The organism is Myroides marinus (genome assembly GCF_900109075.1).
Lineage (GTDB): Bacteria > Bacteroidota > Bacteroidia > Flavobacteriales > Flavobacteriaceae > Flavobacterium > Flavobacterium marinum_A.
In genome coordinates, this window is the sequence record NZ_FNYS01000041.1 from 1 (window position 1) to 10,055 (window position 10,055).

At 34.5% G+C, this 10,055-nt stretch carries 7 protein-coding genes and 1 tRNA gene; 5 read left to right on the forward strand and 3 right to left on the reverse strand.

Features of this window, described 5'->3' with window-relative positions; translation table 11 throughout:
* Window positions 1-1,143: 1,143 nt before the first annotated feature.
* A tRNA-Asn gene (locus BMX53_RS18615) sits at window positions 1,144-1,217 on the reverse strand.
* 84 nt (window positions 1,218-1,301) lie between these two features.
* Window positions 1,302-2,648: an RIP metalloprotease RseP gene (gene rseP, locus BMX53_RS18620; protein WP_038987605.1), complete on the reverse strand. Its 1,347-nt coding sequence runs from the start codon at window positions 2,646-2,648 to the stop codon at window positions 1,302-1,304.
* A gap of 316 nt (window positions 2,649-2,964) precedes the next feature.
* On the opposite strand from rseP, the gene serS reads away from it, so the two are divergent.
* The 5 genes from serS to BMX53_RS18645 all read left to right on the forward strand — a co-directional run bounded on the left by serS (window position 2,965) and on the right by BMX53_RS18645 (window position 7,759).
* Complete coding sequence (gene serS, locus BMX53_RS18625; RefSeq protein ID WP_038987604.1) at window positions 2,965-4,236, forward strand: serine--tRNA ligase; 1,272 nt, start codon at window positions 2,965-2,967, stop codon at window positions 4,234-4,236.
* 100 nt (window positions 4,237-4,336) lie between these two features.
* On the forward strand, window positions 4,337-4,648 hold the full coding sequence (locus BMX53_RS18630; protein WP_038987603.1) for a DUF4286 family protein: 312 nt from the start codon (window positions 4,337-4,339) through the stop codon (window positions 4,646-4,648).
* A gap of 9 nt (window positions 4,649-4,657) precedes the next feature.
* On the forward strand, window positions 4,658-5,437 hold the full coding sequence (rsmA, locus tag BMX53_RS18635; protein WP_038987602.1) for a 16S rRNA (adenine(1518)-N(6)/adenine(1519)-N(6))-dimethyltransferase RsmA: 780 nt from the start codon (window positions 4,658-4,660) through the stop codon (window positions 5,435-5,437).
* Window positions 5,427-6,779, forward strand: coding sequence for a magnesium transporter (mgtE, locus tag BMX53_RS18640; protein ID WP_038987601.1), 1,353 nt, complete (start codon window positions 5,427-5,429; stop codon window positions 6,777-6,779). The genes rsmA and mgtE overlap by 11 nt, the downstream gene beginning before the upstream one ends.
* 29 nt (window positions 6,780-6,808) lie before the next feature.
* Window positions 6,809-7,759 (forward strand): 2-hydroxyacid dehydrogenase, encoded by a 951-nt coding sequence (locus BMX53_RS18645; RefSeq protein WP_038987600.1) that lies wholly within the window; start codon window positions 6,809-6,811, stop codon window positions 7,757-7,759.
* 230 nt (window positions 7,760-7,989) lie between these two features.
* On the opposite strand, the gene BMX53_RS18650 is transcribed toward BMX53_RS18645, so the two are convergent.
* Complete coding sequence (locus tag BMX53_RS18650) at window positions 7,990-9,816, reverse strand: GNAT family N-acyltransferase (protein WP_038987599.1); 1,827 nt, start codon at window positions 9,814-9,816, stop codon at window positions 7,990-7,992.
* Between the last annotated feature and the right edge of the window lie 239 nt (window positions 9,817-10,055).

Genomic DNA, 10,055 nt, shown 5'->3' on the forward strand with positions numbered 1-10,055 from the left:
AAAGCTTATTTTTAAGTAATTCTTGCTTCACTTTTTGTTTATGATCGTCTGCCTCTAGAGTCGTTATTACTTCTCTAATGCGGATGCAAAAGTAGTACCTTTTTCCTTACTCGCAAACTTTAGCTAGTCTTTTTTTAAAGGTTTTTTCAAAGTATTTCGTAACTCGTTATTATACGATGTTTTAGAGATGAAAGTTTTTTATTAAAATCACCAACTATTCAATAATTAGCAATTCTATTGCCCGACAACGTTTACAAAATATCATTTTCTTAGTTATTCTACAGAAATCATGCAATACATACAATAGAGATAACACAATGTCACCTATATATTATACCCAAAATCAAAAGCACAACATCTTTTATTCAATTCCTATCTCAAAACGATGAACTTCATGTAATATATAAAGTAGAACTAACTACCCTGCCATTTAGCACAACACAATAAGTACATATATCATACAGATACTATATAGCTGCATTTATTATGCTCCAATCACAAATAAAGAAGTACACATATATTATATAAAATAGAAATGACTCCACAACCATTTGGTACAATACAACAGGTACATATATCATACAAATACTATATAGCTCCATTTATTAAGTTCCTATCTCGAAATAATAAACTAGACATATTATATAAAGTAGAAATAACTACCAAACTATTTAGTTCAACACAACAACTACATCCATGAAGCTTCAATCACAAATAAAGAAGCACACATACTTAATATATAAAGTAAAAATGACTACCTCTTTACAAAAACAGAACAAGCACATTAATCAATGGCATACAATCAATAACACCACCTTGCTCAAGTTCTCCAATATCAAAGTACCTTCTTCAAAACAATACATAGAGGTTTCAGAGATAAAGTTCCTTTCTTTTTAGATTAACTAAACATCTTGTCTAATCCCCAACTTTTGTCACTGGTCCCCACTACCTATATTAGATTGATCCTCAAATACTCTAAACATCAAAAATACAAAGTGTATAAAAAGCGAAAAGCGATACCTTGTTAGATATCGCTTTTCAAATCCCCTTAAAAAGTAAATTTCTTTACTTGTATTCTTGTTTTTAAAATTCCATAACCTAAACGGTTATAAGAAAAAAGCCAGTCGTTGACTGGCTTCTCTGCTCCCCCTCTTGGGCTCGAACCAAGGACCCTCTGATTAACAGTCAGATGCTCTAACCAACTGAGCTAAGGAGGAAGGTGTGTTACCTTTATTGCGATGCAAATATAAAACGATTTTTCATTTCTGCAAAACCCAACAAGCATTTTTTTGATATTTTTTTTATTTACTGAAGATAGCTTTGTAAATATCATTACCGTTTGCAAATAGAAGAAGCCCTATAAGTATAAAGAAACCAACCATTTGTGCCTTTTCTAAAAACTTATCACTTGGTTTTCTTCCCGAAATCATTTCATATAATAAAAAGATAACATGTCCCCCATCTAACGCAGGAATAGGCAATAAGTTCATTACTCCAAGCATAATAGACAACATAGCTGTAATACTCCAGAATACCTGCCAGCTCCAGAATTGAGGGAATATATCATAGATAGCTTTAAACCCACCTACACCTTTATATGCACCTGTTTCAGGCTGAACGATTTTTTTCAATTGACCGAAGTAACTCATTACTCTATCCTTCCCCATATGTAATCCCGCAGGGATAGCTTCCACTAGAGAATACTCCTCTTTACTTAACTTATACAATCCTAGTTTTTCTAAGTTATCAAAAGGCAATGCAGCTGCATAATAAGTTTCCAGCTTACCATCAGCATTAACTTTTACATCTACTGTAAGATCCTTTCCGTCACGACTTACCACCATTGGCACTGTTTGTCCTTTATTAGACTCTAATACACCAGCAACCATATCGAAATAAGGCGTATCAACACCATTAATAGACTTCACAATATCTTTTACCTGAAGAATATTCTCATTAATAGAATTCTCACCAAAACCAGATACTATAAAAGGAATACGCAGTCCAATAAATCCAGCTCCTTTATTCTCAGTAATCTGACCTAAGAAATTAACTGGCAACTTAACGTGTTCTACTACACCTGCACGTTCTATCTCAATATCATTACCCATTAAGATAGCTTCAGGCAAGCTATTAAACTTCACAATCTCTTTTCCGTCAACTTTTAAGATTTTATCACCAGTCTTAAGACCTGCCTCTTCTAGTATAGGATTTTGAACCCATATCCCAGCATTTACATCCTTAGTAGCAATATACTTTTCTCCATACGCATAAGCCATACCTATATATATAAGGAAAGCAAGTATAAAGTTCACTGTTACTCCCCCTAACATAATAATCAGACGTTGCCAAGCTGGTTTAGATCTAAATTCCCAAGGCTGTGGTTCACTAGCTAATTGCTCTGTATCCATACTCTCGTCCACCATACCAGATATCTTTACATATCCACCTAATGGCAACCAACCAATACCATAAACAGTATCCCCAATCTTCTTTTTAAACAGAGAGAACTTTACATCAAAGAACAAGTAAAACTTTTCTACACGAGTTTTAAAAAGTTTAGCAGGAATAAAGTGCCCTAACTCATGTAAGATAATCAACAAAGACAAACTCAATAAGAATTGAGATAATTTAATAAGTATATCCATTTTTATTTTTTACAAACTGTAATATTATTAAGACAAAAGTAAAATTTTACTTTAACTAATCTCACATTTTTTTAAACCAAGGCTTAAATTATCAATTCTTTCACATAAATAAGAGACTAACCCCAAGTGTATCGCCATAAAAACCTCAAAATTAAAAACTCTTATAAAGCGTAGTCTTGCACAATAATGATTTAAATAATCTAAAAATCTCCCTAATAAAATGCATAATATTAGACAAAACGCATAAAGAGGTAGGCAAAATAGTTATTAATAGAAAACTATTTTCTAACTTTGCTATACAATTAATATTTATAATATGTTACAGATAGCTTTTATTAGAGAGAATCAAGAGAAAGTGGTTAAAGGATTAGCCAAAAGAAATCTTGATGTTGCCGATTTGCTAAAAGAAGTGCTTGAATTAGATGAGAAAAGAAGAAGCACACAAGTAGAATTAGACAATGTATTAGCAGAATCGAACAAACTATCCAAAAGCATCGGGGAGTTAATGAAGAGTGGTGAGAAAGCGAAAGCTGAGATCATCAAAGAGAAAACTTCTAATTTACGTGACCAAAGCAAACAATTAACAGAAGAGCTTAATAATGTATCTGCATTATTAACAGAGAAACTATACACATTACCTAACGTACCAGCTGACATTGTACCAGCAGGTAAAGACGCAGATGACAACTTAAACGTATTCGAAGCAGGTGAAGTACCAACTTTACACGAAGGAGCATTACCTCACTGGGAATTAGCTAAGAAATACGATATCATCGACTTCGAATTAGGTAATAAAATCACTGGAGCAGGCTTCCCTGTATATAAAGGTAAAGGAGCACGTCTTCAGAGAGCCTTAATTTCTTACTTCTTAGACAAGAATACAGCTGCAGGATATAACGAATACCAAGTACCACACTTGATCAATGAAGCATCAGGATACGGTACAGGACAGTTACCTGATAAAGAAGGTCAAATGTACCACAGCACAGTTGACGATCTATACTTAATCCCAACTGCAGAAGTACCAGTAACTAATATCTTTAGAGATGTTATCTTACAGGAGACTGAGTTACCTATTATGTGTACAGCATATACACCATGTTTCCGTAGAGAAGCAGGATCATATGGAGCACACGTAAGAGGTCTTAACCGTCTTCACCAATTTGACAAAGTAGAAATTGTACGTATCGAGCACCCTGACAATTCTTACCAAGCGTTAGACGGAATGGTAGAGCACGTAAAAGGACTATTAAACGAATTAAAGTTACCTTACAGAATCTTGAGATTATGTGGTGGAGATATGGGATTCACATCAGCACTTACATATGACTTCGAAGTATTCTCTACAGCACAAGACAGATGGTTAGAGATTAGTTCTGTATCTAACTTTGAGACATTCCAAGCGAATAGATTGAAATTAAGATTTAGAGATAAAGAAGGAAAGAATCAACTAGCACATACATTAAATGGTAGTTCATTAGCATTACCACGTGTACTAGCTGGAATTCTAGAAAACTATCAAACTCCAGAAGGAATTGTAATCCCAGAAGTATTACGTCCTTACACAGGATTTGATATCATCGACTAAATACATCAATAATAACCTTATAAAATAAAGCACCAAATACTGATAAAATGAGTTTGGTGCTTTTTTTATCTTTGCACAAATAAATAAGCTAATCTAGATTATGATTATATACAACATCACAGTCAACATACATGAAACTGCTCACGATACGTGGATGCAATGGACAAAGAATGCCTATATACCAGGAATGTTGGCTACAGGGAAGTTTGACAAAGCACGCATTATAAAAGTGCTAATAGAAGAAGAGATGGGTGGACAAACTTATTCCCTACAATTCGAAACACAGAGTAAAGAATTATTAGATCAGTTTTACAAAGAAGACTTTGATCGTTTTGAGAACGAAGCAAAGAAATTATTTGGCGAGCTTATGTTGACATTTAAGACAGAGCTAGAATTAATTAGCGAACATTAATAAGATACCATGGATAAAGTAAGAGCAAAAAAGCATTTAGGTCAACACTTTTTGACAGACGAAAGTGTTGCAAAGAACATCGCTGATACACTAACTCTAGAAGGATATAAGAAAGTACTAGAGATAGGTCCAGGTATGGGAGTATTGACAAAGTACATTTTAGACAAACCAACAGAGACTTTCGTAGTAGAGATAGACACAGAGTCTGTAGATTATCTACATGCCCACTATCCTAAACTTCACGATCATATCTTCGCACAGGATTTTCTAAAGTTCGACATCGTTAGTGCCTTTAAGCAAGAGCCATTCGCAGTAATTGGTAACTTCCCTTATAACATCTCAACACAAATCGTGTTTAGAGCTTTAGAATTAAGAGACTACATCCCTGAGTTTTCAGGTATGTTCCAAAAAGAAGTTGCAGAACGTATCTGTGAGAAAAAAGGAACTAAAGCATATGGTATCTTATCTGTATTAACACAGGCATTCTACGAAACGGAATACCTATTCACTGTAGACGAGCATGTATTCAACCCACCACCAAAGGTAAAATCAGGTGTAATGCGTATGCGTCGTAAAGAAGATTATAGCTTACCATGCAACGAAAAGCTATTCTTCACAGTAGTAAAAACTGCCTTTAATCAACGAAGAAAGACCTTACGAAATAGCTTAAAAGGCTATAACTTGCCAGACGAGATTAGAGCAGAAGAAGTATTTAATTTAAGACCAGAACAATTAGACTATAAAGAATTTATAGAACTAACAAAGAAAATAGAAGCCTATGGAGTTTAAAATCAGTAGAGAATCTTTACAACAATTCGAAGATTTAATAGCTGCAAAAGATGAAAAAGGATTATTAGAGATCCTTCAAGACATACACTATGCCGATATAGCCGAGATTATGAATGAGCTTTCTCAGGAGGAAGCCATATACCTATTCGATATATTAGACAGTGAAGTCACTGCAGAAATCCTTCTAGAATTAGATGAAGATGTCCGTGAAAAGATATTAAAGAATCTATCCCCAAAAGAGATTGCGGAGGAATTAGATGAATTAGACACGGATGACGCTGCTGATATTATCTCTGAATTACCAGAAGATAAAAAAGAAGAAGTGCTTTCTGAGTTAGAAGACTTAGAACACGCTAAAGATATCGTGGAACTTCTTCGTTATGACGAAGACACAGCAGGAGGACTTATGGCTAAGGAGTTTGTATCTGTCAATGAGAATTGGTCAGTACTTACTTGTGTCAGAGAAATGCGTAAACAAGCAGAGAACGTATCACGCGTTCACTCTATTTATGTATTAGATGACGATGGTCGTCTAAAAGGACGTTTATCACTTAAAGATTTACTTACATCATCTACTACTACCCACATCAGTGATGTTTATATACGTAATGTAGACTTTGTAAAAGTAGATACTAAAGATGTAGAAGTAGCCCGTATCATGCAGAAGTATGACTTAGAAGCCATCCCAGTAGTTGATGAAATGGGAAGACTAGTAGGTCGTATTACCATCGATGATATTGTGGACGTAATTAAAGAAGAAGCAGATAAGGATTACCAATTAGCAGCCGGTATCTCTCAGGACGTAGAGGCTAACGATAGTATCTTAATGCTAACACGTGCTAGATTACCTTGGTTGATATTAGCGATGATTGGTGGATTTGTAGCCGTTAATGTATCTAGAAGTTTTGAAGGAGCTATGGAGAAATTCGGAGTTTTATTCTTCTTCACCCCACTTATCGCCGCTATGGCTGGTAACGTAGGAGTACAATCTTCTGCCATTATTGTACAAGGATTAGCGAACAACACCATTACTGGTTCAATCTGGAAACGACTAGGAAAGGAAGTAACACTTAGTTTACTAAATGGATTTCTACTAGCTATATTGATGATGCTAGGTAGTCACTTCTTATTAGGAGTAGATTATATCATCGGTATCACCGTATCCATCGCATTAATCAGTGTGATTATTATCGCGAGTCTTATCGGTACTTTTGTACCTATTTTATTAAATAAATACGGAATAGACCCCGCTTTAGCTACAGGTCCGTTTATCACTACAAGTAATGATATCTTCGGAATCTTGATATACTTTTCTATTGCGAAGGTTATTCTAGGGTTCTAGAACCTCCTTATTACACAACTATATTTAAAATGAACACTAAGAAAGTATTACATATAGACAGTAATCACCCACTAATGATTGCTCAACTAGCAGAGCTAGGCTACGAAAATGTAGAGAATTACACTGCTAGTAAGTCAGAAATAGAAGAAATTATACACGAATATGAGGGAATAATCATTAGAAGTCGTTTTTCTATTGACCAGACTTTCTTAGATAAGGCTATTAACCTTAAGTTCATCGGGCGTGTAGGTGCCGGTTTAGAAAACATAGATTGTGCTTATGCAGAGACCAAAGGAATAGCATTAATAGCAGCTCCAGAAGGCAATAGAACTGCTGTAGGAGAGCACGCATTAGGGATGCTACTTACACTTATGAACAAACTAAATCTAGTAGATCAAGAAGTAAGACAAGGAATCTGGATACGAGAGGGCAACAGAGGATATGAGATAGAAGGCAAAACGGTAGGTATTATAGGATATGGAAATATGGGTAACGCCTTTGCTAAACGACTACAAGGGTTCGACTGTGAAGTAATATTCCACGATATAAAAGAAGGATTAGGGAATCAGTACGCAAAACAAGTAAGCTTACAGGAGCTACAGGAGCGTTCTGATATACTAAGTCTCCACACTCCACAGACTCCAGAGACGATGCATTTAATCAATGCAGAGCTTATCAATGGATTTAAAAAACCATTTTGGTTCATCAATACAGCTAGAGGTAAATCTGCCAACACATATGATGTAGTAGAAGCACTTAAATCTGGTAAAATCAGAGGAGCAGCTCTAGACGTATTAGAATATGAGAAGTCATCATTCGAGAATATGTTCTCTGACAATGCACTACCAGAACCAATGCAATACCTAATCCAAGCTAAGAATGTGCTCTTATCTCCACATATAGCAGGATGGACATACGAAAGTAAAGAGAAATTGGCTCAAGTCATTATCGATAAAATAAAAGTACTAGTACAGCACTAGAACACTTATAACAACTAAAAAGGCTACTTCATAACTTATGTAAGTAGCCTTTTTAGTTATACAATATCTGTCAGAGTAGTACATTATAACCTATCGTCTAGTGTAGAAATCTCTGCACTACTAACACTCTCACACTCCCCTACTACTCCATATTCCTATATTAGAGCTAATCACACATTAGTTATACCACATAAAAAAAGAGCTCTATAATGAGCTCTTTCTTATATTAGCTATTTACTAGCTTTATTTTGTTCTTCTTGAATTTTGCGTTCTAGTTCTGCTTCGAATTCCTCCATTACAGGTTTTACTGTACTTTCTGGTAAATCGGCGATCTTGATATACATAAGACCATCTATTGCATTATTAAATAGAGGATCCACGTTAAACGCAATAACCTTAGCATTCTGTTTGATATATTTTTTAATCAACACAGGCAATCTTAATTTACCTGGTTCTACATCTTCGATAATTTTATCAAATTTGTTTAAGTCAGAATCTGTTTCGCTAAAGATAAGATCTTTCTCACTGTCTTTCAGATTTACCTTATACTCCATCTTCGGTGTGATATATTGAGCAATATAAGGATCAAAATAATGAGATCTCATAAACTCAATCATCAGCGACTTAGAAAAATCAGAGAACTGATTACTAATACTCACTCCACCTATTAAATATTTATGTTCAGGATATCTTAATGTAGTATGTACGATACCTTTCCACAATAAGAACAGTGGCATTGGCTTCTGTTGATACTCCTTGATAATAAATGCGCGTCCCATCTCGATAGACTGAGCCATCATAGGGTATAACTCAGACTCAAATCTGAACAATTCATTCAGATAGAATCCATTAATTCCATATTTTTTATATATCTCAGACCCTAATCCCATACGGTAAGCTCCACATATCACCTGAGCATCATTGTCCCATAAGAACATGTGGTGATAATACTTATCGTATTGATCTAAATCTAACGAATTATTAGTTCCCTCTCCCACTTCTCTAAACGTAACCTCTCTTAGACGTCCTAATTCAGTTAAAATAGTTGGAATCAACTCAGACTTACATAAGAAAACTTCATAGTTTTTACTCTGTAGCAGACGGAAATCACCATCTCTAAGTGCATTAATTTCCTCTAGAATTTTCTCAGTTGGTTGTGGGTCGATAATATCTTTCACACTCTTTGGGAATTTAAAATTAAATGAAGGAACCTTAATCCACTTTCTGTTCTCTTCATCTTTATATGCATTCGATAATAGATATGTCTTAAAACGCAAGAAGTTACCATAATCATTAAAATCGTAGTGCTCACTCTGTTCTTCTACAGATATCGGTCTACCGATTCTCACTTTAATCACACGGTTTTTCTGAGTCAATAACTCAGAAGGCAACTTAGCTGTACGCAACGTAGGATTTATTTGAGACAAGAAATAGAACAATTTACTATTCGTTGCATGAAAATAAATAGGTACTACTGGCACACCTGCTTTCTTAATAAGCTTAATAGCTCCCTCTTCCCAAGGTTTATCTACTATCAGTTTATCATCTTTATATGTTGACACTTCACCTGCAGGGAATATCCCTAGAGGTTTACCATCACTTAAATGTCTTAATGTATCTTTTAACCCTATAACGCTAGACTTAGCATCCTTATTATTCTCAAAAGGATTTACTGGCATTATATAAGGTTTAAGTGGTTCTACTCTATGCAATAAAAAGTTAGCGATGATCTTAAAGTCAGGATCATGCTCTTGCATTAGTTTTAATAATAAGATACCATCAATTCCTCCTAATGGATGATTAGAAATGGTAATATATGGCCCTTTTTTAGGCAATCTTTTAAGTTCTTCTGGATCTATTTCAAATTCAATTTGAAATTCTTCTAAGATAGCATTCAAAAAATCTAAGTCTGTCAAATGCTTATTGCGGTCGTAAATCTTATTTAACGTAGTGATTTTAAGCGTTTTCATCAACAACCATCCTGAAAAAGTTCCTAATACGCCGTATTTATCTAAGTTAATTGCTTTTGCTACTTCCTTCGCCGTTACTAACCCCATTAATATTCAAAATTAAGTAATACAAATATACTAAAATCTTTAGCTATTCCATTTTATTTTATCAGACTTGACATATTAAACCTAAAAAAGCATCTACAAAATACATAAATATCTGATTAAAACAAAGATAAGATATTAATTCAAAATCATTGTTGTCCGATAAAAATATGTAACCTGAGATTTGTCAATATGGCATAAAAAAAGAAGCCAGCATGCTGGCTTCTAAAAAGTTATCGTAG